The following is a 25,003-nucleotide window of genomic DNA, read 5'->3' on the forward strand; positions in this document are numbered from 1 at the left end:
TCAGCCGCCTACGTCCATGAGGTGCTCCAGCCCGACGAGCAGCCCCGGGTGCTGGGCGACCTGCCGGACGGCGAGCAGCACGCCCGGCATGAACGACTCCCGGTCGTAGGAGTCGTGCCGGATCGTCAGCTGCTCCCCCGGCGCCCCGAGCAGGATCTCCTCGTGCGCGACGAGGCCCCGCAGCCTCACGCTGTGCACCCGGACGCCGTCGACGTCGGCGCCGCGCGCGCCGTCCAGCTCGCTCGTCGTCGCGTCCGGCGAGGGCCCGACGCCGGCCGCGCGCCGCGCCTGCGCGATCCCCCGGGCGGTCCGCACGGCCGTGCCCGACGGCGCGTCGACCTTGTCCGGGTGGTGCAGCTCGACGACCTCGACGGACTCGTAGAAGCGCGCCGCCTGCGCCGCGAAGCGCATCGCCAGCACGGCGCCGACGGCGAAGTTGGGCGCCACGAGCACGCCCACCCGCGGGTCGGGCCCCAGGGCGTCGCGGACGGCGTCGAGGCGCTCGTCGGTCCAGCCCGTCGTCCCGACGACGGCGTGGACGCCGGAGCGCACGCACCAGTCCACCTGCGCCGGGGCGGCGTCGGGCACGGACAGCACGACGGCGACGTCCGCCCCGGCGGCGACGTCCATCGCGTCGTCGCGGTGCACGCGGGCGAACAGCTCCAGGTCGGGTGCCGCCTCGACGGCGGCGCAGGCCGCCGTGCCCATCCGGCCCCCGGCGCCGACGACGGCGACGCGCAGCGGCGCACCGCTCACGCGTGCGCCCCGGTGACCGCGGACGGCGTCGAGGGGCGGTGCGCCGCAGCGGTCCCCGACTGGGGCGCGACCTCGTCGAGGACGAGCGCGGTCGCGAGCGCGGCCTCGACGGCCTCACGACCCTTGTCCTCGCGGCTGCCGGACAGCCCGGCCCGGTCGAGCGCCTGCTCCACGGTGTCCACCGTGAGCACGCCGAAGCCGACCGGCGTGCCGGTGCGGACCGCGACGTCGGTCAGCGCCTGCGTCGCCGAGAGGCAGACGTAGTCGAAGTGCGGTGTGCCGCCGCGCACGACGACGCCGAGGGCGACGACGGCGTCGACGCGCGAGGCCAGCCGGGCGGCGGCGACGCCGAGCTCGACCGTGCCGGGCACCCGGACCGTCGTGACGTCGCGCACGCCGGCGTCGGCCAGGGCCGCCGCGGCGCCCTCGACGAGACCGTCCATGACCTCCGCGTGCCACGTCGCGGCGACGACCGCGACCCGCAGGCGGGCGGCCCCCTCCAGCGAGGGCGTCGGCGCGCCCTCGCCGCTCACGCCGCCCCCTCGGCCGGGGTGCCCGCACCCAGCGGCAGCAGGTGCCCCATGCGGTCGCGCTTGACCTCCAGGTAGCGGCGGGCCTCGGGGCCGGTGGCCACCACGAGAGGCTCTCTGCCGCAGACGACGACGCCGTGCTCGGCCACGCCTTCCTCCTTCTCCGGGTTGTTCGTGAGCAGTCGCACGCTGCGGACGCCGAGCGCCCGCAGCACCGCGGCGGGGGCGCCGTAGCGGCGCGCGTCCACGGGCAGGCCGAGGCGGACGTTGGCCTCGACGGTGTCGGCGCCGCCGTCCTGCTCGGCGTACGCGGCGATCTTGGCCGCCAGCCCGATCCCGCGCCCCTCGTGCCCGCGCACGTAGACGACGACGCCGGTGCCCCGCTGCGCGACGGCCGCGAGCGCGGCCCGCAGCTGGGGGCCGCAGTCGCAGCGCTGCGAGCCGAGGGCGTCGCCGGTGAGGCACTCGGAGTGCACGCGGACGAGGACGTCGTCCGCCGGCAGCGTCTGCACCTGCCCGCCCGGCCCCTCGGGCACGAGCGCGAGGTGCTCGGTGCCCGTGGCCGGCTCGACGAAGGCGCGGGCGGTGAAGCGCCCGAAGGCCGTCGGCAGGCTCGCCACCGCACCGGCGACGACGGCTCCCTGCTCGACCGGGGTCGCCTGCGGCGCAGCGGTGCTCGTGAGGTGGGCCGCGAGCTGGCCGATGGTCACGAGCGGCAGGCCGTGGCGGTCGGCGAAGTCGCGGCACCCCTGGCCGCGCAGCATGCCGCCCTCGGGGTCGGCGTCGTCGACGAGCTCGGCGATGAGGGCGGCCGGCGCGAGCCCGGCCAGGCGGCAGAGGTCGACCGCCGCCTCGGTGTGCCCGGCCCGCTCGCGGACGCCGCCGGCGCGGGCGCGCAGCGGCAGCACGTGCCCCGGGCGGCGCAGGTCACCCGCGGTCGAGGCGGGGTCGGCGAGGACGTGCAGCGTGCGGGCCCGGTCGGCGCCGCTGATGCCCGTCGTCGTCCCCACGGCCGCGTCCACGGTGATGGTGTACGCCGTCCCGTGGGCGTCGCCCTCCGCGCGACGGCGTCCTGCCGCCATGAGCGGCAGCTCCAGGGCGTCGGCGACCTCGGGGGCCAGCGGCGCGCAGAGCAGGCCGCTGGTCCAGCGGACGACGAAGGCGACCGTCGCGGGCGTCGCCAGGCCCGCGGCGAGCACCAGGTCCCCCTCGTCCTCGCGGTCGGCGCCGTCGAGGACGACGACCGGGCGTCCAGCGGCCAGGGCGGCGACCGCGTCCTCGACGCTGTCGATGCGCACGCCGGGCCGGTCGGGGGCCGCCTGCGGCGAGCGCACGACGTCCTCGGGCGCGAGCCCACCCGGGACCTCGGCGTCGGCGACGTGCGCGCCCCCGCTCACCGCGCACCGCCCGGCAGCGCGCCGGCGGCGGTGAGCAGGCGCTCCACGTGCTTGGCGAGGACGTCGACCTCGAGGTTCACGGCGTCCCCGACGGCGCGTCCGCCGAGCGTCGTCGCGGTCAGCGTCGTGGGGATCAGGCCGACCTCCAGCCACGAGCGCTCGGCGGAGAGGTCGAGGGTCTGCCCGCCCGCCTCCAGCGTGGCCGGGCCGTCGTCGCCGACCGCGGTGACGGTCAGGGAGACGCCGTCGACCGTGATGGAGCCCTTCTCGGCCACGTAGCGGGCGAGCGCCGAGGGCACCGAGAACCGGACGGTCTCCCAGCGCGCGGCGGGCGTGCGGGCGAGGACGTGGCCGACGCCGTCGACGTGGCCCTGGACGACGTGGCCGCCGAGCCTGGCGTCGGCGCGCAGGGCCCGCTCCAGGTTGACGGGGTCGCCGGGCCGACGGGCGCCGAGGCTGGTGCGACGCAGCGTCTCGCCCATGACGTCGACGGCGAAGACGCCGTCCACGGCCGGGCCCGTGACGGTCAGGCAGACCCCGTCGACCGAGATCGAGTCCCCGTCGGCGGCGTCCGAGACGACGAGCGGTCCACGGACGCGCAGGCGCGCGTCCTGGTCACCGCCGGCCTCGCCGGTGGTCTCCAGCGCGACGACCTCGCCGCGCTCCTCCACGATCCCCGTGAACATCGTTCCTCCTCGCCTCGGCGACGCAGCCGGGGGCGACCGGCCGGCGCGGGCCGGGGAGGACGTGCGGGGGCAGCCCCGCGGTCAGGCGGGTCGGCGGTCAGGGCGCTGCACCGTCGGCCGACGCGCGTGGCGGCAGCCGTCGGCGCGGCGCGCTGGCCACCGCGTGCTGCCTCCCCTCCGGACTGTCACCGTCGGTCCCGGAGTTCCACCGGGTCGGCCACGACCTGCACCGCACCTGGGAGGTGCGGACGAGGCCGCGGTTCGCGGACTGTCACCGCCGGTTCGGAATCTCACCGACCCCGGGAGCACGCGCTGGACGGGCGCGAGCCACGTCGAGCGGGACCATGGTGCCACCTCGCGCGCAGCGGGTGCGACGAGGCCGCCGCCTGGCAGCGGGGTCGGCCCCGCGGGACGACGTGCACCGACCCGACGCGCCCGACGTCCGGCAGTGGCGCCGCGGTCCGGCACTTCGACGACGAACTGCCGGAAAGAAGCCCCGACCACGGCACTTCGACGACGAACTGCCGGAAAAGAGCGCCGAGCGCGGCACATCGACCACGACTTGACGGAGAAGGGGGCCCGTCAGGGGGCGACGGGCACGGGGTCGGCGTCGAAGGGGCCGACGACGACGAGGGAGCGCGGCTGGTCGAGCAGGTGCTGGGCCATCGCGACGACGTCCTCGGCGGTCACCGCGGCGATCCGGGCGAGGGCCTCGTCGAGACCGGTGAAGCGGCCGTGGACGAGCTCGGCGCGGCCGAGCCGGGTCATCCGGGCGCCGGAGTCCTCCATGCCGAGGGCCAGGGAGCCCGAGAGCTGCCCCTGGCCACGCCGCAGCTCCTGCTCCCCCAGCCCCTCGCGGGCGAGCAGGGCCCACTGCTGCGCGAGCAGCTCGACCACCTGCGGCACGCGTGACGGGGAGCACCCGGCGTAGAGGCCGACGAGGCCGTCGTCGGCGTAGCTGCTGTCGAAGGCGTACGTCGAGTACGCGAGCCCTCGCTTCTCCCGGACCTCCTGGAACAGGCGCGAGCTCATGCCGCCCCCGAGCACGGCGACCATGACGCTGAGCGCCCACCGACGCTCGTCCGTCGCCGTCAGGCCGGGGCCGCCGAGCAGGACGTGCGCCTGCTCGGTGTCACGCTCGACCGTCAGCACCCCGCCCGGCCGCCCGGCGCTCGGCAGCGGCGCCCCCTGCGTGCCGGCGCGACGCGGCAGGGGCCGCGCGCCGGGGGTCGCCGGCCAGCCCGCGGCCGCGAGGGACCGCTCGACGAGCGCGCACAGACCGTCGTGGTCGACGTCGCCCGCTGCCGTGACGACGAGGCCCGCCGGGACGTAGTGCTCGGCGTAGTGGGCACGGATCGACTCGCCGGTCGCGGCCTCGATGTCGGCGGGCGTGCCGCCGATGGGCCGTCCGAGGGGGCTGTCGCCGTGCACGAGCTCGGCGAAGCGCTCGTGCACGACGTCGTCGTCGTCGTCCTCGGCGGCCGCCAGCTCCTCGAGGATCACCGCGCGCTCGGCGTCGACGTCCGTCGTGCGCAGCGTCGCCGACGTCACCATGTCCGTGACGACGTCGACGGCGACCGGCAGGTCGGCACCCCGCACGCGCGCGTAGTACGACGTCGACTCCTTGCCGGTGACGGCGTTGGCGTCGCCGCCGACCTCGTCGAGCGCGCAGGCGATGTCGAGCGCCGAGCGGCGGGCGGTGCCCTTGAACAGCAGGTGCTCGAGGAAGTGCGTCGAGCCCCGCTCGTGGTCGTCCTCGTCGCGGCTGCCGACGCCGACCCACGCGCCGAGCGTGGCCGAGCGCAGGCCCGGCACCGCCTCGGTGAGAACCCGGACGCCGCCGGGCAGGACGGTGCGGCGCACGCGCGCACCCGCCTGCCCGGCGGCGTCGAGCTCGAGCAGCCCGTCGGGCTCCTCCAGCTGGCGGAGGTCGACCGGGGCCATCAGGCCCGGGCCGGTCCGCCGGAGCTGTGCTGGTCCGGCATCAGATGTTGGCGGCCTCGGCCTGCTGGCCCTGGGCGTCGCCGCTCTCGTCGGCGCCCTCGGCGAGCACCGGCTCGAGCGACAGCTTGCCGCGCGGGTCGATCTCGGCGATCTGCACCTGGACCTTCTGGCCCACGCCGAGGACGTCCTCGACGGAGTCGATCCGCTTGCCGCCGACCATCTTGCGGATCTGGGAGATGTGCAGCAGGCCGTCCTTGCCCGGCGTCAGGGAGATGAAGGCGCCGAACGTCGTCGTCTTCACGACCGTGCCGACGAAGCGCTCGCCGACCTCCGGCATCTGCGGGTTGGCGATGGCGTTGACCATCGCCCGCGCCGCCTCCGCCGAGGGGCCGTCGGTCGCGCCGATGTAGACGGTGCCGTCGTCCTCGATGGAGATGTCGGCGCCGGTCTCGTCCTGGATCTGGTTGATCATCTTGCCCTTCGGGCCGATGACCTCGCCGATCTTGTCGACCGGCACCGTGACGGTGAGGACGCGCGGCGCGTGCGGGCTCATCTCGTCGGGCGCGTCGATGGCCTCGGCCATGACGTCGAGGATGTGCAGCCGGGCGTCGCGGGCCTGCGTCAGCGCACCGGCCAGCACCGAGGCGGGGATGCCGTCGAGCTTGGTGTCCAGCTGGATCGCCGTGACGAACTCCCGGGTGCCGGCCACCTTGAAGTCCATGTCCCCGAAGGCGTCCTCGGCCCCGAGGATATCGGTGAGCGCCGCGTAGCGGGTCTCGCCGTCGACGGTGTCGCTGATGAGCCCCATCGCGATGCCGGCGACCGGGGCGCGCAGCGGCACACCGGCGTTGAGCAGCGAGAGCGTCGAGGCGCACACCGAGCCCATCGACGTCGAGCCGTTGGAGCCGAGCGCCTCGGAGACCTGCCGGATGGCGTAGGGGAACTCCTCGCGGCTGGGCAGCACGGGCACGAGCGCCCGCTCGGCCAGCGCCCCGTGGCCGATCTCGCGCCGCTTGGGCGAGCCCACGCGCCCGGTCTCACCGGTGGAGAAGGGCGGGAAGTTGTAGTTGTGCATGTAGCGCTTGCGCGTCACCGGGCCGAGCTGGTCGATCTGCTGCTCCATCCGCAGCATGTTCAGCGTCGTGACCCCGAGGATCTGCGTCTCGCCACGCTCGAACAGCGCCGAGCCGTGCACGCGCGGCAGCACCTCGACCTCGGCGCCGAGCGTGCGGATGTCGGCGAGGCCGCGCCCGTCGATGCGGACGCCGTCGGTGAGGACCCGCTGGCGGACGAGGGCCTTGGTCAGCGAGCGGAAGGCCGCGCCGACCTCCTTCTCGCGCCCCTCGAAGGCGTCGGCGAGCTCGGAGCGCACGGCGTCCTTGACCTCGTCGACCGCCGCCTCGCGCTCCTGCTTGCCCGCGATCGTGAGCGCCTGCGCGAGCCGCTCGGAGCCGGCCTTCTCGACGGCGGCGTAGGTGTCGTCGGAGTAGTCGAGGAAGCGCGGGTATTCCTTGGTCTCCTTGCCGGCGGCGTCGGCGACCTGCTGCTGCGCGGCGCACAGCTGGGCGATGACCGGCTTGGCGGCCTCGAGCCCGGCGGCGACGACCTCCTCGGTGGGCTTCTGGGCGCCCTCGCCGACGAGGGTCCAGGAGTCCTCGGTGGCCTCGGCCTCGACCATCATGATCGCCACGTCGGCGTCGTCGCCGGAGCCGACGACGCGGCCGGCGACGACCATGTCGAAGACGGCCCGCTCCATCTGGCTGTGCTTGGGGAAGGCGACCCACTCGCCGTCGACCAGCGCCACGCGCACGCCGCCGACCGGGCCCGAGAACGGCAGGCCGGACAGCTGCGTGGACAGCGAGGCGGCGTTGATGGCGAGGACGTCGTAGGCGTCGTCGGGGTGCAGCGCCAGGACGGTGATGACGACCTGGACCTCGTTGCGCAGACCCGAGACGAACGAGGGACGCAGCGGCCGGTCGATGAGGCGGCAGGTGAGGATGGCGTCGGTGCCCGGGCGGCCCTCGCGGCGGAAGAACGAGCCGGGGATGCGGCCCGCGGCGTACATCCGCTCCTCGACGTCGACCGTCAGCGGGAAGAAGTCGAAGTGGTCCTTGGGGTTCTTGCCGGCCGTGGTGGCCGACAGGAGCATCGACTCGCCGTCGAGGTAGGCGGCGACCGAGCCGGCGGCCTGCTTGGCCAGGCGCCCGGTCTCGAAGCGGACGGTCCGCTGGCCGTGCTTGCCGTTGTCGATGACGGTCTCGACGGCGGTGGGCTCGGCGTCGACGGGTGCGGTGGTGGTGCTCATGGAGGGTCTCCGTTCGTCGGTGACGGGCCCGCGGGGGCGGGCCCTGGTCCCGGGCGGAGACGAGCCGGTGCGTGGGATCGCGGCGCCAGTTCCCGATCGAGGCCCACGGGCCGGCGCGTGCGCGCCTCCCGGGGGCCACCACCGAGGACCGGCTCTCCGGCTCGTCGACGCCCGTCGTCGCGGCGGCCACTGCGCTGCAGGGCTCGCGACGTCGAGCTGGTAGGGCTGTCGTGCGCAGCGTCCACGGGCGCCTGCGTGTTCCACGGGGCCCCGACGCAGCGACGCCGCCCCCGAGGGGGCGGCGTCGGGTGGGTCAGCGGCGGATGCCGAGGCGGCCGATCAGCTCGCGGTAGCGGTTGATGTCGTTCTTGGCCACGTACTTCAGCAGCCGGCGGCGCTGGCCGACCAGGAGCAGCAGCCCGCGGCGGCTGTGGTGGTCGTGCTTGTGCTCCTTGAGGTGCTCGGTCAGGTCCGTGATGCGCTGGGTGAGCATCGCGACCTGGACCTCGGGCGAGCCGGTGTCGCCCTCGTGCGTCGCGTACTCGGTCATGATCTTCTGCTTCGTGGCGGCGTCGAGGGGCACGGCTCTCCTTGAGGGGGTTCGTTGCGCGGCGCTCCGGGGCAGGTCCACCCGGGCTCTCTGGCTCCGCGGCCGTTCAGACGGCGTCCCGCAGGCTACCAGCGGGAAGAGGGGGGCCCGCGCCGTCCCGGCGGGCGGCTGGCCCTCAGGTCGCCGGGGACGAGGGCGACGAGCCCGGCGGCTGCAACAGGTCCGCGGCCTCCCGCACGTCGCGGGCCATCTGGTCGCAGAGCTCCTCGACGCCGTCGAAGCGCAGGGTGGGGCGCAGCCGCTCCACCAGCTCGACACGGACGTGGACGCCGTAGAGGTCCAGCGGGGCGCCGTCGGGGACGTCGAGGACGAAGGCCTCGACGCGCCGCTGCAGCCCGTCGAAGGTCGGGTTCGTGCCGATCGAGACGGCGGCTGGGCGCCGCTGCCCCGCGCGCACGCCGCTGCGGGCCGGGCCGCCGGGGCCGTCGGCGAGCGGGGTGAGCCAGCCGGCGTAGACGCCGTCGGCGGGCACGAGGCCCTCGGCGCCCGGCGCGAGGTTGGCGGTGGGGTAGCCGAGCTCGCGCCCCCGGTGGTCGCCGTGGACGACCTCGCCGACGACGCGGTGCGGACGGCCGAGCACCTCGGCGGCACCCCGGGCGTCGCCCTCGGCCAGCAGCTCGCGCACCCACGAGGAGGACCACCGGCGCCCCTGCGACGCGGCGTCGTCCAGCACGACGACGTCGACGTCCAGCGCGGCGCACAGCTCGTGCAGGACGCTGAGGTCGCCGGAGTTGCGCACCCCGAAGCGGACGTCGTGCCCGACGACGGCGACGCCCATGCCGAGGTCACGCACGAGATCCTCGGTGACCCACTCCCGCGGCGTCCGGACGGCCAGCTCCCGCGTGAAGGGCAGGACGACGACGCCGTCGAGGCCGGTGCCCTCCAGCAGCGAGAGCCGCTCCGGCAGACCCGTGAGCAGCTCGGGGGCCCGGTCGGGGTGCAGGAGCTGCAGCGGGTGGGGGTCGAAGGTCACCGCCAGCGAGCGCAGGCCCCTCGAGCGGGCCTGGGCGACGACCTCGTCGAGGAGCACACGGTGGCCGCGGTGGACGCCGTCGAAGTTGCCGACGGCGACGACGGAGCGTCCCGGCCCGGCGGGCACCGCCGACGAGCCGTACCAGCGCTCCACGCCGTGCCGACCTCCTCCTGCCCCGGGCCGCTCCCGGACGGGGCCACTGTGCCAGCCGGGCCGGCCGTCCCCGCGCGCGGCCCACGGGCCGGCCTCGCGGGGCGCTCCCGGGCGTCAGCCGACCGGGTCGGCGCCCTGGCGGCTGCGGGCGAGGGCCTGCGCCGGGTCGACGCCCATGTCCTCCAGGTCCACGCCGTTGGTCTCCGGGACCTTCGAGCGGACGAAGAAGAACGACAGCGCGGCGAAGGTCGTGTAGAGCAGGTAGGTCGCCCACAGCGAGACGTCCTGGGAGAGCACGGGGAAGGTCACGGTGATGACGAAGTTGGCCGCCCACTGGGCCGACGCGGCGACGGCGAGGGCCGCGGCGCGGATACGGTTGGGGAACATCTCCCCGAGCAGCACCCAGACCACCGGGCCCCACGACGCGCCGAAGGCGATGACGAAGAGGTTGGCGCCCACGAGCGCCACCGGGCCCCAGACGCCGCTGAGCGAGACGTCCTCGGTCCCCGGGACGACGGCGGCCTGGGTGAAGGCGACGGTCACGGCGCCGAGCCCGGCGACCATGCCGAGGGAGCCGGCCATGAGCAGCTTGCGGCGCCCGACCTTGTCGACGAAGGCGACCGCGATGAAGGTGACGAGCACGTTGAGGACGGCCGTGCCGACGGAGATGGTGAAGGAGTCGCCCTCGTCGAAGCCGACCGACTGCCACAGCGTCGTCGAGTAGTAGAAGATCACGTTGATCCCGACGAACTGCTGCAGGACCGACAGGACGATGCCCGTCCAGACGATGGGCTGCAGGCCCAGGCGCGGGCCACGCAGGTCCGCCATGGACGGGCGCTCCTCGCGCTGGAGGCTGCGGCGGACCGCCTCCACGAGCCGCTCGGGGTTGCGGGCGTGCAGGGAGTCCCGCAGCACGGCGACGGCCTTGCGGGGCTGGCCGCTCGCGACGAGGTAGCGCGGGGACTCGGGGATGAGCAGCGCGAGGACCCCGAAGACGACGGCCGGGACGGCCTCCGCCAGCAGCATCCAGCGCCACGTGTCGAGCCCTGCGAAGGTGCCCTCCGCCCCGCCGTCGGCCGCGCCGGCGAAGAAGGCGCTGGACAGCAGCGCCGCGAAGATGCCAAGGGTGATGGCGAGCTGCTGGAAGGACGCCAGCCGTCCGCGGATCTTGCTCGGGGCGATCTCGGCGATGTAGGCCGGCGCGATGACCGAGGCGATGCCGATGGCGACGCCGCCGACGACCCGCCAGACCGTGAGGTCCCACGGCGAGACGGCGAAGCCGGAGCCGAGGGCCGAGGCGAGGAAGAGCACGGCGGCGACGAGCATGACCCGCGTGCGGCCGATGCGGTCCGCGAGCGGGCCGGCGAACCAGGCGCCGACGGCCGAGCCGAGCAGGGCGATGGCCACGACGAAGCCGATGACGAAGCTGGACAGCTCGTACTGGCCCTGGATGGCCGAGACCGCCCCGTTGATGACCGAGGAGTCGAAGCCGAACAGGAAGCCGCCGACGGCCGCGGCCAGCGCGAGGGCCACCGCCTTGCCGTGGTGCTCCTGCATCTGCGCCGGTCTGGCGCCGGGCCCGCCCTGGCTGTCGGTGCTGGTCATGTGCGTCCCCTGCCGTCCCGCGGCGCCGGTGCGACGCCGCGGGACCGTTCTACGCCTCCCGGGCGGGCGCCGCAGGTCGCCCGCGGCCCCGCGCGCGCGCTCAGGCCGGCGCGAGGACGAGCGAGGGGCGGGTGCGCCCGCGCTCGTCGTGCACCAGCGCGACGAGGGTCCCGTCGGCGGCGAACGCCGCGACGGGCGCCTCGGGCGTGCCGACGACGCCGTCCTCGGCCGGTGCGAGCGGGCGCCCGTGGGCCAGGTCCTGCGCCTCCTCGGCGCTCAGGTCGCGCGCCGGGAAGGCGGCCCGTGCGGCGTCGGCGAGCGGCAGGAGCGAGAACGTCTCCTCCAGCTGCTCCAGCGTGCGCGCGACGTCGAGGCCGTAGGCGCCGACCCGGGTGCGCCGCAGCGCCACCAGGTGCCCGCCGCACCCCAGCGCGGCGCCGAGGTCGCGGGCCAGGGCGCGCACGTACGTCCCCGAGCTGACGACGCACCGCAGGTCGACGTCGACGACGGCGGCCCCCGACACCCCGACGGCCGCGCGGGACTGGCCGAGCTCGAGCGCGGAGACCTCGACCGGCCGGGCGGCGAGGGCGACCTCCTCCCCCGCCCGCACCCGTGCGTAGGCGCGGCGGCCGTCGACCTTGACCGCGCTGACGGCGCTCGGCACCTGCTCCACCCGCCCGCGCAGCGGCGCGGCGGCGGCCTCCAGCGCCGCACCGTCCACGCCCGCCGCCCCGGCGGAGGAGAGCACCTCCCCCTCGGCGTCGTCGGTCGTCGTCGCCTCCCCGAGGCGCACGACGGCGCGGTACTCCTTGTCCGCCCGCGTCAGGTGGGTGAGCAGCTTGGTGGTCCGGTCGACCCCCAGCACCAGGACCCCGGTCGCCATCGGGTCGAGCGTGCCCGCGTGCCCGACGCGACGGGTCCCGGCCAGGCGCCGGGTGCGGGCGACGACGTCGTGGCTCGTCCACCCCGCCGGCTTGTCGACGACGAGGAGACCCCCGGGCGGGGCGGGCCCGCTGCCCCGCCGGCTCACGGGCGGCTCACCGGCGACGCGCGCGGACGTCCTCGTCGAGGACGTCCTCCCCGAGCGCAGCGTCCCCGTCGTCACCGTCCTCGTCGCCACCGTCCTCGTCGTCACCGTCCTCGTCGTCACCGTCCTCGTCGCTGCCGTGCTCCTCGTCCTCCTCGGGCAGGCCGTCGACGAGCTCGGGGTCGTGCCGGTAGGGGTCGGCCTCCCCGGCCGGCTGGGCGGCGGCGGCGAGAGCGGCGACGGAGGCGTCCTGCTCGCGCGCCGCGCGCAGGAGGTCCTCGATGGCCTGGGCGTTCTCGGGGACGGCGTCCTCGACGAGCTCCAGCGTCGGGGTGAGCCGGATGCCGGTGCGGCGTCCGACCTCCGAGCGCAGGACGCCGCGGGCGCTGGCCAGCGCGGCGGCGGTCTCGGCCCTCTGCACCTCGTCGCCGAAGACGGTGTAGAAGACGGTCGCGTGCTGCAGGTCCCCCGTGACCCGCGCGGCGGTGATGGTGACGAAGCCCAGCCGCGGGTCCTTGATGCGACGCTCCAGCGTCTCGGCGACGACCACCTTGATGCGGTCGGCGAGCTTGCGGGCCCTCGCGGGGTCGGCCATCGGGTCCTCCAGGGGTCGTGCGGGTCAGGCGGTGGGTCAGGTGCGGCGGCGGCTCAGGTCGCCGACGTGGCGGCAGGAGCGGCCTACCAGTCGTCCTCGGAGCGCAGCACCTCTCGGGCGGACAGCAGCGTCACCTCGGGGCGGTCGGCGACGAGGCGCTCGGCCCGCCCCAGGACCTCGCGGCAGCGCGCTGCGCTGTCACCGACGACGGCGACGGACACCTCCGCGCGCCCGCGGGCCTCCAGGTGGCCCGTCTCGGCCGCGGAGACCTCCAGCCGCCGCAGGGCCGCCACGACGGGCCGGACGACCGAGCGCTTGGCCTTGAGCGAGGAGGTCTCCGGCGGCAGCAGCAGGTCGTAGACGCCCACCCCGACGAACACGGCTCCTCCTCCCCGGCCGAGCGGCCTGCGCGCGGGCCACGGGCCGGACGTGCCCAGGGCGGGCGCCCCGGTGGGAGCGCCCGCCCTGGTCAGACCTCAGCTGCGCGGCTTCTCGCGCATCTCGTAGGTCTCGATGACGTCGTCGACCCGGATGTCGTTGAACGACCCGAGGCCGATACCGCACTCGAAGCCCTCACGGACCTCGGTCGCGTCGTCCTTGAACCGGCGCAGCGAGTGGATCGCGAGGTCGTTGCCGTGCACGACGCCGTCGCGCAGCAGCCGTGCCCTGGCGTTGCGGCGCACCTCGCCGGTGCGCACGAGGCACCCGGCGATGTTGCCGAACTTGGAGGAGCGGAAGACCTCGCGCACCTCGGCGGTGCCGAGCTGCACCTCCTCGAACTCCGGCTTGAGCATGCCCTTGAGCGACTGCTCGACCTCGTCGATCACCGCGTAGATGACCGAGTAGAACCGCAGGTCGACGCCCTCGCGCTCGGCGAGCTCGGCCACGCGCGGGGCGGGCCGGACGTTGTAGCCGAGGATGATGGCGTTGTCCACGGTCGCGAGGTTGACGTCGTTCTGGGTGATCGCGCCGACGCCGCGGTGGATGATCCGCAGCGCGACCTCGTCGCCGACGTCGATCTTGAGCAGCGCCTCCTCCAGCGCCTCGACCGAGCCGGACCCGTCGCCCTTGAGGATGAGGTTGAGGTTCTCGACCTTGCCCTCCGCCAGGGCGGCGGTGAGGTCCTCGAGGCTGATGCGCTTGCGGCGCTTGGCCAGGAGGGCGGCCCGCTCGCTGGCCTCGCGGCGCTCGGCGATCTGGCGGGCCGTGCGGTCGTCGGCGGCGACGATGAACGTGTCGCCGGCGCCCGGGACCTGGGTCAGGCCGAGCACCTGCACCGGGCGGGAGGGCCCGGCCTCGGTCACGCTCTCGCCGCGCTCGTCGAGCATGGCCCGCACGCGGCCGTGCGCGCCGCCGGCGACGATGGCGTCGCCGACCTTGAGCGTCCCCGACTGCACGAGGACGGTCGCGACCGACCCGCGCCCCTTGTCGAGGTGCCCCTCGATGGCGACGCCGCGGGCGTCCTTGTCGGGGTTGGCGCGCAGGTCCAGCGCCGCGTCCGCCGTGAGGAGGACGGCGTCGAGCAGCCCGTCGATGTTGGTGTTCTGCCGCGCCGAGACGTCGACGAACATCGTGTCGCCGCCGTACTCCTCGGCGACGAGGTTGTACTCGGTGAGCTGCTGCTTCACCTTGTCCGGGTTCGCGCCGTCCTTGTCGATCTTGTTGACCGCCACGACGATCGGGACGCCGGCCGCCTGGGCGTGGTTGAGCGCCTCGACGGTCTGCGGCATCACGCCGTCGTCGGCCGCGACGACCAGCACGACGATGTCGGTGACGTCGGCACCGCGGGCCCGCATGGCCGTGAAGGCCTCGTGGCCCGGGGTGTCGATGAAGGTGATGGCCCGCTCGTCGCCCTCGTGGTCGGTGACGACCTGGTAGGCGCCGATGGCCTGCGTGATGCCGCCCGCCTCGCCGGAGACCACGTCGGCCTGCCGGATGGCGTCCAGCAGGCGCGTCTTGCCGTGGTCGACGTGGCCCATGACGGTGACCACCGGCGGACGGGACTCCAGGACGTCGTCGCCCTCGCCCTCGAGCTCCCCGGCCAGGTCGATGTCGAAGTCGGCGAAGAGCTCGCGCTCCTCCTCCTCCGGGGACACCAGCCGGATGTCGTAGCCGAGCTCGGAGCCGAGGACCTTGAAGGTGTCCTCGTCGAGGGACTGCGTGGCGGTCGCCATCTCGCCCAGGTGGAACAGGACGGTGACGAGGCTCGCCGGGTTGGCGTCGATCCGCTCGGCGAAGTCCGTCAGGGACGCGCCCTGGCGGATGCGCACGACGGTCGAGCCGTCGCCGCGGGGGACGGTGACGCCGCCGACGCTCGGCGCCTGCATCGCCTCGTACTCCTGGCGCTTCGCACGCTTGCTCTTGCGCCCGCGGACCGGACGGCCGCCGCTGCGGCCGAACGCGCCGGCCGTGCTGCCGCGACCGCCGCCGCGACCGCGGAAGCCGCCGCCACCACCGGCGCCGGGGGGACCTCCGGGGCCGCCGCCGCCGGGACGACCGCCGGCGCCAGGACGGCCGCCGGCGCCGGGACGCCCACGGGCCGGGGCGCCGGGGCGTCCGACCGTCGACCGGCCGGGCATCATCCCCGGGTTCGGGCGAGGCCCGCCCGGGCCGGCCGCGCCACCGGGACGCGGCGCCGGGCGGGGACCGCCGGGACGGTCGCCCGCGCTGGCACCAGCGGCACCACCAGGACGCGGCCCGCCGCTGCGCGGCATGCCCTGGCTGGTGGCGAAGGGGTTGTTGCCCGGGCGCGGTGCGCCAGGGCGGGGGCCGCCGGGGCGCTCGCCGGAGGCCGGGCGGGCACCCGCGTCACCCCGGTCGGTGGGGGCGGGGCGCTGGCCGGGCCGGGGCATGCCCTGGCTCGTCGCGAACGGGTTGTTGCCCGGGCGGTTGGTGCCGCCCGGTCGGGCGCTGCGCTCGCCGGGAGCCGGGCGACCACCGGGGCGGTCGCCGCCGCGGGCCGCCGGGGCCTGGGGGGCCTGCGGGGCCGGGCGGGCGGGGCCGGGGCGTGCGCCCGGCGTGGGCCCGTCCGAGCCCTGGCCGCTGCGGGCGGCCGGCGCCTGCGGTGCCTGCGCCGGACGGCCGGGGGCCGGGGCCGCAGGTCGCGAGGGCTCGGCCTGGCGGGCGGCGGGCGCCTGGGGCTGCGGCGCGGGGGCCGGACCCGGCGTCGGGGCGCCCGGTCGGGGGCCCGAGGCACCCGGGGACGGCGCGGCCGGCCGCTGCGCGGCGGGGCTCGCGGCTCCCGGTCGTGGGCCGGCGCCGTTGCGGCTGCCGGCGGGGGCTGGGGTGGAGCCGCCCGCGCCACCGGCGGCGGGGAAGGACTCCTTCAGGCGGCGGATGACGGGAGCCTCGACGGTCGACGACGCCGACCGCACGAACTCACCCATCTCCTGGAGCTTGGCCAGGACGACCTTGCTCTCGACGCCGAGATCCTTGGCGATCTCGTGGACCCGGGGCTTTGCCACATCTCTCCTGTCCTGGCCCGGGCCTCAGGCAGGCGCGGGCCGATCAGTGCTGGGGGGTGCTCATCGCTGGGAGCTCATCGGGTGCCCATCAGATGCTGACCCGCTCTCGATCTCGTCCGTCGTCCCGGGTGTGGTGGTGCAAGAGCTCGTGGTCCTGGTGGTGCTGGACCTGGTGGTGCTGCGCTGGCCCGCGGCCGGGAGCCCGTCGTGCGACGGGCCGAGGGAGGGGCACGACGTCGACCGGGAGTCCGACGCGCGCGCAGCCCATTGTGCCCCCTCGCGGCACGTGCGCGTCACCACCCGAGGGGCCGACCGCTCCGAAGGACCCGTCGGGACCGTCGGCGGGGGCGCGGCCGGCAGCAGCGCACCGTCGTCGGCGACACGTCTCTCAGGGCGACGGCGGCCGGGAGGCGAGGTGGTCGGCGACGGCGGTGAGGTCGAGCGGCGCGGGAGCCCGCAGCGCCCTGGGGACGGCGCGGCGGCGCTCGGCGAGCGCCAGGCACGCCGGGTCGGGGTGCAGCCACGCCCCCCGCCCGCCGAGCCGGCGACGGACGTCGACGACGACCCGCCGGACCTCCTCGACCCGGGCGTCGGCGTCCGGGGCGACGGCGTCCGGGGCGACGGCGGGTGCGTCCGGACCGGTGCGCGGACCGGGCCGGGCGGGGAGCGCCAGCCTCAGGAGGTCGCTGGCGTCCGTCGTCGTCCGGCACCCCACGCAGGTGCGCCGGGGTCCCCGCCCGCTCAGGGTCGGGACCCGCCCGGCGGACGGTCCTCACGTCGCGGGCCTCCGGACCCGCCAGGACCTCGGCCGCCTGACGTGCCGCCGCCGGCGCCACCCGGTCCGCCGGCGCGCGGGGGCCCCGACCGAGGTGGGCCGGAGCGCGCCGGCCCCGACCGCGGACCGCCCGACCGCGGGCCGCCCGAGCGCGGGCCGTCGGAGCGGGGGTCGCCAGACCGGAGGTCGGGGCGTCCGGGCCCGTTGCCCGCAGGCGTGCGCGGCCCTCCCCGCAGGGGCTCGCGCGCGGTCGCCGAGGGGTCGTACGGCGGCGGCTCGGGCGCGGTGTCGCTGCGGATGTCGATCCGCCACCCGGTCAGACGGGCGGCGAGACGGGCGTTCTGGCCCTCGCGGCCGATGGCGAGGGAGAGCTGGTAGTCGGGCACGACGACCCGGCACGCCCGCGCCTGCTCGTCGACGACCTCGACCGAGCTGACGCGCGCCGGGGACAGCGCGGCGGCCACGAAGCGGGCCGGGTCGTCCTCCCAGTCGACGATGTCGATCTTCTCCTCGCGCAGCTCGCTCATCACCGCGCGCACCCGCTGGCCCATGGGGCCGATGCAGGCGCCCTTCGGGTTGAGGCCCGCCACGCGCGAGCGCACCGCCATCTTCGTGCGGTGCCCGGCCTCCCGGGCGAGCGCCACCACCTCGACGTGGCCGTCGGCGATCTCGGGCACCTCGAGCGCGAAGAGCTGGCGCACGAGGTCGGGGTGGGTGCGCGACAGGGTGATCGACGGGCCCTTCATCCCGCGCCGCACCGACACCACGAGCGCGCGGACGCGGGAGCCGTGGGCGTAGGTCTCCCCCGGCACCTGCTCGGCCGGCGGCATGACGCCCTCGACCGGGCCGAGGTCGACGTGCACCATCGAGCGGTCCCGCCCCTGCTGCACGACGCCGGAGACGACGTCGCCCTCGCGGCCCTGGAAGTCGCCGAGCACGGCGGCGTCCTCGGCGTCGCGCAGGCGCTGGAAGATCACCTGCCGCGCCGTCGCGGTCGCGATGCGGCCGAAGCCCGTCGGGGTGTCGTCGTACTCGCGCACCGGCACCGTCGGGCCGTCGGCGGCGCCGCCCGCGCCGGACGCCCCCGGTGCGCCGTCGTCGGCCGAGCCGTCGGGCTCCGGCGCCCGCTCGGGCACCTCCTGCGCCCAGACCGTCACGTGGCCGCTCTTGCGGTCCAGCTCCACCCGGGCCCGTGCCGCTGCCCCGTCGGTGCGCTGGTAGGCGTGCAGCAGCGCGTTCTCGATCGCCGCGACCAGCACGTCCAGCGGGATCTCCCGCTCGCGCTCCAGCGCCCGCAGCGCCGTCATGTCGACGTCCATCAGGTCCGTCCCTCCTCGTCGTCCTCGTCCTCGTCGTCCTCGTCGAGGTGGTCGACGTCGTCCTCGTCGTCGCCGGCCTCGTCGTCGCCGTCCTCGTCGTCGCCGTCCTCGTCGTCAGGGCCCGTGGCACGTCGGAACTCCACCTGCACGGCCCCGCGCCCGAGGCGCTCCCAGGGCACGTGCCGGCGCTCGTCGCCCTCGCCGAGCACGACGCCGTCGTCGACCGCGACGACGCGCGCCGTCAGGGGGGTCACCCGCCCGTCCTCGTCGGTGACGTCGACGCGCACGAGCCGCGTGCGGGCGCGGCGCCAGTGCCGGCGCTCGACCAGCGGGCGGTCGACGCCGGGGCTGCCGACCTCCAGCAGGTAGGGCTGGTCGCCCAGGGCGTCGGCCTCGTCGAGCGCGCTGGAGACCTCACGGCTGACCTCGGCGACCCGCTCGTGCGGCAGCGACCCGACCTCGTCGTCTGGCAGGTCGACGCTCACGCGCACGACCCGACGCCGGCCGGCCGGGGTGACGGTGACGTCCTCGAGGACCAGCCCGGCACGGGCGACCACGGGCTCCAGGACGGCGACCAGCTCCTGCGGCCTGCTCGGCGCACTTCTCGCCACGACGTCCTCCCGTGTCCAGTTGTCCATGGTCCTGCTGCTGCCCTGCCGAGCCGTGGTCGCTCCCACGGCGCTCCGGCGGCGACGGCCTGCGGCGCGTCGGGGTCCGGACCGGCGAGCCTAGTGCGCGCCTGCGGACCGCTCGACCGCCCACCTCCGGCGTCCGCCCCGACCGACCGCGTGGCAGCATCGCCCGGTGCCGGATGCCGCTCCCGTCGCCGGCTCGCGCCCGCGCCCAGCCGGCGCGACGAGCCGGCGCCGGGTGCTGGGCCTCCTCGTCGGCGCCCCCCTGCTGGCCACCGGCGGGTGCGGCTGGTCCGGCGACGTCCGCCTCGACCGCGACTGGCCCGGCACGCCGCCCGACCCCGTCCCGGACGCCGACGAGCTGGCGCGACGACGTGCCGCGGACGCCTCGCGACGGGTTCGTGCGCAGGCGCTCTCGCTGTCGCCGACGGCAGCGACGGAGCTCGTCGTCGCGGTCGCGGGCCGACACTTCGTCGAGCTGGGCGCCACTCCCGCCGCCTCACCGGCCCCTGGGGACGGCGAGGCCGGCGCCGACCGTGCCGGCGAGGAGCCGGCCGGCGCGGCGCCCCTGCCCACCGACCTGCCCACCGACCTGCCCACCGGGCTGCCGGCCGACCCGGCGGACCTGCCGCCGGCGCCTCCCCCGACCGCCGCCGACCTCGTGGGCGCGCTGCTCGCCGGGGCGCGCGAGGCGGGCTCCGACGTCCCCGGCACCTCCGCCGGGATGGCGCGGCTCCTGGCCTCCGTCGCGGCGTCCCGCTGGACCCTCGCCGCCGCCGTCGCCGCGGACGCCGGGCTGCCCGCGCCCGAGCCGCCGCCGGCGGGCCTGCCGGCCGGCGAGGGCCCCGCCGCCACCCCGGGGCCGGCACCGGAGGAGGGGCCCACCCCGGGACCGGACGCGGGCACGTCGCGTCTCGCCGACCTCGCCACCGGTGCGCTGGCGGCCTCCCGCGGCGTCGAGGTCGCGGCGGCGTCGCTGGGAGGCGACGCCCGCGCCCGGGCGCTCGCCCTGCGGGACGGGCTCGCCGCCGAGGCCGACGCGCTGGCCCCGCTGCTGCTCGCCGCGGGGCTGCCCGCGCCCGTCCCGGCGCCCGGGTACGTGCTGCCGGCGCCGCTGGGTGGCCCCGACGACGCCGTCGCGCTCGTGGTCACGCTGCTCGACCGGCTCTCGGTGGCGGCCCTGGCGGCCGTCCCCGCCCTCCCCGGGCGGGAGCGGCTCGCGCCCGCACGGGTGCTCACCCGCACGGCGCTCGCCGCCCGCACCTGGCGCCCGGGCGGCGCGGACGAGCAGTCCGTCGCGCTGCCGGGCACGACGCCGGGGTGACGCGTCCGGCCGCGACCGGACCGGGCTCAGGCCGCCGGCGCACCTGCTCGCCTCCTCAGCCCGCCGTCAGCACGTCCGCCCCGAGCCGCAGCACCAGCGCGCCGACGACGACGAGGAAGACGACGCGCACGAAGCGGCTGCCCCGTGCGACGGCGGTGCGGGCCCCGAGGTAGCCACCCGCCACGTTGGCGACCGCCATCAGCGCGCCCAGCGCCCACAGCACGTACCCCTGCGGGACGAAGACGAGCAGCGCCCCGAGGTTGGTCGTCACGTTGACCACCTTCGCCGTCGCGGTGGCACGCAGGAACGCCATCCCCACGACGCCGACGAGCGCGAAGACCAGGAAGGTGCCCGTCCCCGGCCCCAGCAGGCCGTCGTAGCTCCCGACGACCGCACCGAGGACGCCAGCGGCCAGCACCTGCCGCACGCCGGCCAGGCGCTGGACCGACGTCTGCCCCAGCCGCGGCCGGGCCACCACGACGACGAGCACGACGACGAGCGCCCCGAGCACCAGCGGCTCCAGCGCCGCGCCCGGCAACGACGAGGCCAGCGCGGCACCCGCCGCCGCGCCACCCAGCGCCAGCAGCGCCATGGGCAGCGCGACGGCGAGCGGGGGCCGGTCCCCCACCGGCACCCGACGCAGGTAGGTGGCGGCGCTGGCCGTCGTCCCGGCGATGCCGGCGAGCTTGTTCGTCGCGAGGGCCTGCACCGGGGAGATGCCCGGCACCAGCAGCAGGGCCGGCAGCTGGACGAGCCCGCCGCCGCCCACGACGGCGTCGACCCAGCCGGCCGCGAGCGCGGCCAGCAGCAGCAGCGCGACCGTCCCCGGCGTCAGCCCGGCCGGCAGGAGGCTCTCGGCGACGGGCGCCCCCGCGCCAGCCGCCAGCGCCGCAGCCGTGGCGAGGGCCGGGCCCGTGGTCAGCGCTGGTCGCCCGAGGACGCCGGAGCGCCTGCGGCAGCGGCCTGCTCGCCGCGGACCAGGGCGAGGACGGCGCCCGTCGCGGCGCCGCCGACGGGCACCTCGGTCACCTCTCCGGACGCGCGGTCCTCCACCTCGACGACGCCCTCGGCGAGGCGGCGGCCGACGCGCACGAGCACCGGCATCCCGAGCAGCTCGGCGTCCTTGAACTTCACGCCCGGGGAGACCTTGGGCCGGTCGTCGAGCAGGACGTCGAGGCCGCTCGCGACGAGGTCGGCCGACAGCTGCTCGGCGTAGGCGAGCACCTCCTCGCCCTTGCCCGCGGCGACGACGTGCACCTGCGCCGGCGCGACGGAGACCGGCCACACCAGGCCCTTGTCGTCGGCGCCGGCCTCGGCGACCGCCGCGAGCGCGCGGCTGACGCCGATGCCGTAGGAGCCCATCGTCACGACGACCTGCTTGCCGTTCTCGTCCAGCACCGTGAGGCCGAGGGCCTGCGCGTAGCGGCGCCCGAGGGCGAAGATGTGGCCCATCTCCATGCCGCGGGCCAGCTCCAGCGGCCCCGAGCCGTCGGGCGCCGGGTCCCCGGCGCGGACCTCGGCGGCCTCGACGACACCGTCGGCGGTGAAGTCGCGGCCGGCGACGAGGTCGAGGACGTGGTGGCCGGCGGCGTCGGCCCCCGTCACCCAGCGCGTGCCGGCCACGACGCGGGGGTCGAGCAGGTAGCGGATGGTCGAGGGCGCGCGCTCGCCGTCCTCGCCCAGCGGCGCGTTGGGCCCGAGGACGCCGGGCCCGAGGTAGCCCTTGACCACCTCGGGGTGCGCGGCGAAGTCGGCGGCCTCGAAGGGCTCGACGACGGCAGGGGCCAGCGAGGCCTCCAGCCGGGTCGTGTCGACCTCGCGGTCCCCGGGCACGCCGACGGCGAGCGGCTCGCGCCGGCCGTCCGGGTGGCGCAGCACGACGAGGACGTTCTTCAGCGTGTCCGCGGCCTCCCACGCCCGGTCCGCGCGCGGGTGCGCCTCCTGCAGGTGCGCGACGAGGGTGTCGATGGTCGGCGTGCCGGGGGTGTCCTCGACGTGGGCGGCGGGCAGCCCCTCGGTCGGCAGCGGCTCCGGCGCGAGGGTCGTCACGGCCTCGACGTTCGCGGCGTACCCGCCGGGCGAGCGCACGAAGGTGTCCTCGCCGATGGGCGAGGGGTGCAGGAACTCCTCGGACCTCGAGCCGCCCATGGCGCCCGACACCGCGCTGACGACGACGACGTCCAGCCCCAGCCGCTCGAAGACCCGCAGGTACGCCTCACGCTGGCGGGCGTAGCTGCGGGCCAGGCCGTCGTCGTCGACGTCGAAGGAGTACGCGTCCTTCATGACGAACTCGCGCCCGCGCAGGAGCCCGGCGCGCGGCCTCGCCTCGTCGCGGTACTTGGTCTGCACCTGGTAGGCGAGCAGCGGCAGGTCCTTGTACGAGGAGTACAGGTCCTTGACGAGGAGGGTGAAGACCTCCTCGTGCGTGGGCGCGAGGAGGTAGTCGGCCTTCTTGCGGTCCTGCAGCCGGAAGATGCCGTCGCCGTACTCGGTCCAGCGGCCGGTCGCCTCGTACGGCTCGCGCGGCAGCAGCGCCGGGAACAGGAGCTCCTGGCCGCCGAGGGCGTCCATCTCCTCGCGCACGACGGCCTCGACGTTGCGCAGCACCCGCAGCCCGAGAGGCAGCCACGTGTAGATGCCCGGCGCCGCGCGGCGGACGTACCCGGCCCGCAGGAGCAGCCGGTGGCTGGCGACCTCGGCCTCGGCGGGTGCCTCCCGCAGGGTCCGGACGAACAGGGACGACATCCGCAGCAGCACGGCCGCGAGGCTACTGGTCGCCGCCGGCCCGCCGGCCCGGGGCGCCGTGGGGTCAGCCGACCGCCCCGGTGGGGGCTGGGCAGCGCTGGGGTCGAGCCCTAGCGTGACGACGTGCGGATCACCCACGTCGTCGGGACCGACCACTTCGCCGGTCTCGAGCGCTACGCCGTCGAGGTCGCCACGGAGCAGGCGCGCCGGGGCCATGACGTCGCGCTCGTCGGGGGCAAGCCAGACGTCGTCGCACGGCTGCTGTCCGGCAGCGGGGTCCGGCTGGCGCTGGGCAGCTCGCTGCCCGAGCTCGTCACGGCGCTGCGGACGGGACGGCGGCGCGACGTCGTCCACAGCCACCTGACGCGGGCGGACTTCGCCGCCGCCATCACGCGCCCGGCCACCCGGGCGCGGCTGGTCTCCACCCGCCACATCACCGCCCCCCGGGGCCACGGGCGTCCGGCACGAGCCGTCGCGCCGCTCGTGCGCCGCATGCTCGCCGTCGAGGTCGCGGTCTCGGAGTGGACGAGCGCGCAGCTCGACCGGCCCTCGGACGTCGTGCTGCTGAACGGGGTCCGTCGTCAGGACGACGTGACGCGGCCGCGCGAGCCGTCCGTCCTCATGGCGCACCGGCTGGCGCCCGAGAAGGACACCGCGACGGGCCTGCGCGCCTGGGCCGCGTCGGGGCTCGGCGACCGGGGCTGGCGGCTCCTCGTCGCGGGTGCCGGGCAGGACCGCACCGAGCTGGAGGCGCTGGCCGGGTCGCTCGGCGTCGGCGCCAGCACCGACTTCCTGGGCTGGGTCGCCGACGTCGGTGCCGTGTTCCGGTCGGCGGGGGTGCTGCTGGCGCCGGCGCCGACCGAGCCGTGCGGGCTCAGCATCCTGGAGGCGATGGCCCTGGGGCTGCCCGTCGTCGCCGCGGGCTCGGGAGGCAACGTGGAGACGATCGGCCAGCACCCCGCCGCGGCGCTGTTCGCCCCGGGCGACCACGAGGCCGCCGCCGGCCACCTCCGGCGGCTCGCCGACGACGAGCGAGTGCGCCAGCGGTACGGCGACGAGCTGCGCGAGCTGCAACGGCGCGAGCTCTCCCTCGACGTCCACGTCGACCGCCTGCAGGCCGTCTACGAGGGCGTCCTCGCCTGAGGTGGACCCGAGGCACCGGGGGGCCTGCGAGGTCGTCGGTCGAGCCGGTGGACGCCGGCGGGCGGGTCGCCGGCGACGTCGGCCCGCTCAGCCGCGCGCGCGCCCGGCGGCGTCGGCGAGGACGGCGAGGACGGGTCCGGGCAGGGGCTCGTCACCGCGGGCGAGCGAGAGCGTGCGCGGCAGCCGCTCCGGCCTGGTCGTCGCGACGAGGACCTCGTCGACGGGCAGCGTCGCCCCCCGGGCGAGCAGGGCCTCGGCCAGGCCGGCGGGACCCTCGAAGGCGGTGCCGGCGACGGCGTCACGCCACCTGGCGGCCAGCGTCGGCTCCTCCAGGGCGGCGGACAGGGCGCGGAGGTGGGAGCTCTCGCCGCCGAGGAGCCCGTGGCCGACCCGGGTCGTCACCGTCGCGGGCAGGGTGACCGGGGGGGACAGCGGGCCGACCTCGTGGTGGACGACCGTGAGCAGCCCTTCGCCGCGCGCCACGGCGGCGGGCGTCAGCGCCCCGCTCGTCGCGGTGCCGGCGGCTCCGACGTCGCCCTTCGCGAGCAGGTCGGCGAGGACCGCGAGCAGGGCGTCGTCGACGTCGTGCGGCGAGACCTCGTGCAGGAGCAGCCGGTCGACGCGACCGCCGAGCCGGCGCAAGGACCGCTCGACGCTGGCCCGGACGTCGTCGGCGCCGAAGCGGCCGGTCGGCCGGGTGGCCCGCCGGTCCAGCGCGGCGTCGACGAGGCCGGAGGCCCTGCCCGGCAGCACGCGCCGGGCGACGCCGGTGGCGAGCTGACGCGGGCTCCGGCGGCCCGTGCGAGGCTCGAGGCCGACCTTCGTCGTCACCGACAGCAGACCTTCGCGGCCCCGGAGGAAGGCGCCCACCTCAGGCTCGGACGCTCCGCCGCCGTACAGGGGCGCCGTGTCGAGGCGGCGCGCACCGGCCTCCCACCCGACCTCCAGCAGCTGCCGGGAGGTCGCCTCGTCGGCGAGCCCGAACAGGTGCGCGGTACCCAGGACGACGTCGGTCACGGC

The 25,003-nt window shown here is 76.7% G+C and carries 20 protein-coding genes, 1 pseudogene and 1 riboswitch; of the genes and pseudogenes, 2 read left to right on the forward strand and 19 right to left on the reverse strand.

From position 1 onward, the window contains the following. The 16 genes and pseudogenes from dapB to rimP form a co-directional block, all read right to left on the reverse strand. Nucleotides 1-756 carry a 4-hydroxy-tetrahydrodipicolinate reductase gene (dapB, locus tag WDV86_RS15735; RefSeq protein ID WP_339568599.1) on the reverse strand — a complete coding sequence of 252 codons (756 nt, stop codon included), beginning with the start codon at nucleotides 754-756 and terminating at the stop codon, nucleotides 1-3. Continuing rightward, on the reverse strand, nucleotides 753-1,289 hold the full coding sequence (gene ribH, locus WDV86_RS15740) for a 6,7-dimethyl-8-ribityllumazine synthase (protein WP_339568600.1): 537 nt from the start codon (nucleotides 1,287-1,289) through the stop codon (nucleotides 753-755). Before ribH ends, dapB begins: the two co-directional genes overlap by 4 nt. Beyond that, a complete protein-coding gene (ribA, locus tag WDV86_RS15745) occupies nucleotides 1,286-2,683 on the reverse strand; it encodes a GTP cyclohydrolase II (protein WP_339568601.1) in 1,398 nt (465 codons plus the stop codon). Before ribA ends, ribH begins: the two co-directional genes overlap by 4 nt. Continuing rightward, nucleotides 2,680-3,369 carry a riboflavin synthase gene (locus WDV86_RS15750; RefSeq protein ID WP_339568602.1) on the reverse strand — a complete coding sequence of 230 codons (690 nt, stop codon included), beginning with the start codon at nucleotides 3,367-3,369 and terminating at the stop codon, nucleotides 2,680-2,682. The genes ribA and WDV86_RS15750 overlap by 4 nt, the downstream gene beginning before the upstream one ends. Before the next feature lie 161 nt (nucleotides 3,370-3,530). After that, nucleotides 3,531-3,680: riboswitch (FMN riboswitch) on the reverse strand. Between the two features lie 271 nt (nucleotides 3,681-3,951). After that, nucleotides 3,952-5,313 carry a M16 family metallopeptidase gene (locus tag WDV86_RS15755; RefSeq protein ID WP_339568603.1) on the reverse strand — a complete coding sequence of 454 codons (1,362 nt, stop codon included), beginning with the start codon at nucleotides 5,311-5,313 and terminating at the stop codon, nucleotides 3,952-3,954. Between the two features lie 40 nt (nucleotides 5,314-5,353). Continuing rightward, nucleotides 5,354-7,618, reverse strand: coding sequence for a polyribonucleotide nucleotidyltransferase (locus tag WDV86_RS15760; protein ID WP_339568604.1), 2,265 nt, complete (start codon nucleotides 7,616-7,618; stop codon nucleotides 5,354-5,356). Between the two features lie 313 nt (nucleotides 7,619-7,931). Continuing rightward, on the reverse strand, nucleotides 7,932-8,201 hold the full coding sequence (gene rpsO / locus WDV86_RS15765; protein ID WP_339568605.1) for a 30S ribosomal protein S15: 270 nt from the start codon (nucleotides 8,199-8,201) through the stop codon (nucleotides 7,932-7,934). Nucleotides 8,202-8,343: 142 nt separating this feature from the next. Next, nucleotides 8,344-9,354 (reverse strand): bifunctional riboflavin kinase/FAD synthetase, encoded by a 1,011-nt coding sequence (locus WDV86_RS15770; protein ID WP_339568606.1) that lies wholly within the window; start codon nucleotides 9,352-9,354, stop codon nucleotides 8,344-8,346. Between the two features lie 114 nt (nucleotides 9,355-9,468). Further along, entirely contained in the window at nucleotides 9,469-10,959 is a 1,491-nt protein-coding gene (locus WDV86_RS15775) for a sugar porter family MFS transporter (protein WP_339568607.1), read from the reverse strand. A 100-nt stretch (nucleotides 10,960-11,059) separates the two neighbouring features. Beyond that, a complete protein-coding gene (gene truB / locus WDV86_RS15780) occupies nucleotides 11,060-11,989 on the reverse strand; it encodes a tRNA pseudouridine(55) synthase TruB (RefSeq protein ID WP_445263129.1) in 930 nt (309 codons plus the stop codon). A gap of 7 nt (nucleotides 11,990-11,996) precedes the next feature. Further along, nucleotides 11,997-12,581 (reverse strand): 30S ribosome-binding factor RbfA, encoded by a 585-nt coding sequence (gene rbfA, locus WDV86_RS15785; protein ID WP_339568609.1) that lies wholly within the window; start codon nucleotides 12,579-12,581, stop codon nucleotides 11,997-11,999. A gap of 83 nt (nucleotides 12,582-12,664) precedes the next feature. Next, nucleotides 12,665-12,961 carry a DUF503 domain-containing protein gene (locus tag WDV86_RS15790; protein WP_339568610.1) on the reverse strand — a complete coding sequence of 99 codons (297 nt, stop codon included), beginning with the start codon at nucleotides 12,959-12,961 and terminating at the stop codon, nucleotides 12,665-12,667. Nucleotides 12,962-13,057: 96 nt separating this feature from the next. Beyond that, nucleotides 13,058-16,045: a translation initiation factor IF-2 gene (infB, locus tag WDV86_RS15795; protein WP_339568611.1), complete on the reverse strand. Its 2,988-nt coding sequence runs from the start codon at nucleotides 16,043-16,045 to the stop codon at nucleotides 13,058-13,060. Between the two features lie 388 nt (nucleotides 16,046-16,433). After that, nucleotides 16,434-16,760, reverse strand: coding sequence for a YlxR family protein (locus tag WDV86_RS15800; protein WP_339568612.1), 327 nt, complete (start codon nucleotides 16,758-16,760; stop codon nucleotides 16,434-16,436). 302 nt (nucleotides 16,761-17,062) lie between these two features. After that, a pseudogene (gene nusA / locus WDV86_RS15805) lies at nucleotides 17,063-18,139 on the reverse strand (transcription termination factor NusA); the annotation flags it as partial. After that, nucleotides 18,139-18,777 (reverse strand): ribosome maturation factor RimP, encoded by a 639-nt coding sequence (rimP, locus tag WDV86_RS15810; RefSeq protein WP_339568614.1) that lies wholly within the window; start codon nucleotides 18,775-18,777, stop codon nucleotides 18,139-18,141. The gene rimP and the pseudogene nusA, both read right to left, overlap by 1 nt. Before the next feature lie 166 nt (nucleotides 18,778-18,943). Between rimP and WDV86_RS15815 the strand changes: the two genes are divergently transcribed. After that, nucleotides 18,944-20,095: a DUF4439 domain-containing protein gene (locus tag WDV86_RS15815; RefSeq protein ID WP_339568615.1), complete on the forward strand. Its 1,152-nt coding sequence runs from the start codon at nucleotides 18,944-18,946 to the stop codon at nucleotides 20,093-20,095. A gap of 55 nt (nucleotides 20,096-20,150) precedes the next feature. Here WDV86_RS15815 and WDV86_RS15820 read toward each other — a convergent pair whose 3' ends face one another. Next, complete coding sequence (locus WDV86_RS15820) at nucleotides 20,151-20,942, reverse strand: TSUP family transporter (RefSeq protein WP_445263130.1); 792 nt, start codon at nucleotides 20,940-20,942, stop codon at nucleotides 20,151-20,153. A 71-nt stretch (nucleotides 20,943-21,013) separates the two neighbouring features. Continuing rightward, nucleotides 21,014-22,852: a proline--tRNA ligase gene (locus WDV86_RS15825; RefSeq protein WP_339568616.1), complete on the reverse strand. Its 1,839-nt coding sequence runs from the start codon at nucleotides 22,850-22,852 to the stop codon at nucleotides 21,014-21,016. Nucleotides 22,853-22,963: 111 nt separating this feature from the next. Here WDV86_RS15825 and WDV86_RS15830 point away from each other — a divergent pair, with 111 nt between their 5' ends. Further along, nucleotides 22,964-23,983, forward strand: a complete 1,020-nt coding sequence (locus tag WDV86_RS15830) for a glycosyltransferase family 4 protein (protein ID WP_339568617.1) — start codon at nucleotides 22,964-22,966, stop codon at nucleotides 23,981-23,983. An 87-nt stretch (nucleotides 23,984-24,070) separates the two neighbouring features. On the opposite strand, the gene WDV86_RS15835 is transcribed toward WDV86_RS15830, so the two are convergent. After that, complete coding sequence (locus WDV86_RS15835) at nucleotides 24,071-25,000, reverse strand: aldo/keto reductase (protein ID WP_339568618.1); 930 nt, start codon at nucleotides 24,998-25,000, stop codon at nucleotides 24,071-24,073. Between the last annotated feature and the right edge of the window lie 3 nt (nucleotides 25,001-25,003).

Origin of the sequence: Pseudokineococcus sp. 1T1Z-3 (assembly GCF_037482365.1) — a bacterium.
Classification (GTDB): domain Bacteria; phylum Actinomycetota; class Actinomycetes; order Actinomycetales; family Quadrisphaeraceae; genus Pseudokineococcus.

Bases quoted from the DNA above. Each gene is read 5' to 3' on its own strand.
- rimP (WP_339568614.1), bottom strand. From the start codon at position 18,777: ATGGACAACTGGACACGGGAGGACGTCGTGGCGAGAAGTGCGCCGAGC.
- WDV86_RS15750 (WP_339568602.1), bottom strand. From the start codon at position 3,369: ATGTTCACGGGGATCGTGGAGGAGCGCGGCGAGGTCGTCGCGCTGGAG.
- WDV86_RS15775 (WP_339568607.1), bottom strand. From the start codon at position 10,959: ATGACCAGCACCGACAGCCAGGGCGGGCCCGGCGCCAGACCGGCGCAG.
- WDV86_RS15755 (WP_339568603.1), bottom strand. From the start codon at position 5,313: ATGGCCCCGGTCGACCTCCGCCAGCTGGAGGAGCCCGACGGGCTGCTC.
- rbfA (WP_339568609.1), bottom strand. From the start codon at position 12,581: ATGGCCGACCCCGCGAGGGCCCGCAAGCTCGCCGACCGCATCAAGGTG.
- WDV86_RS15760 (WP_339568604.1), bottom strand. From the start codon at position 7,618: ATGAGCACCACCACCGCACCCGTCGACGCCGAGCCCACCGCCGTCGAG.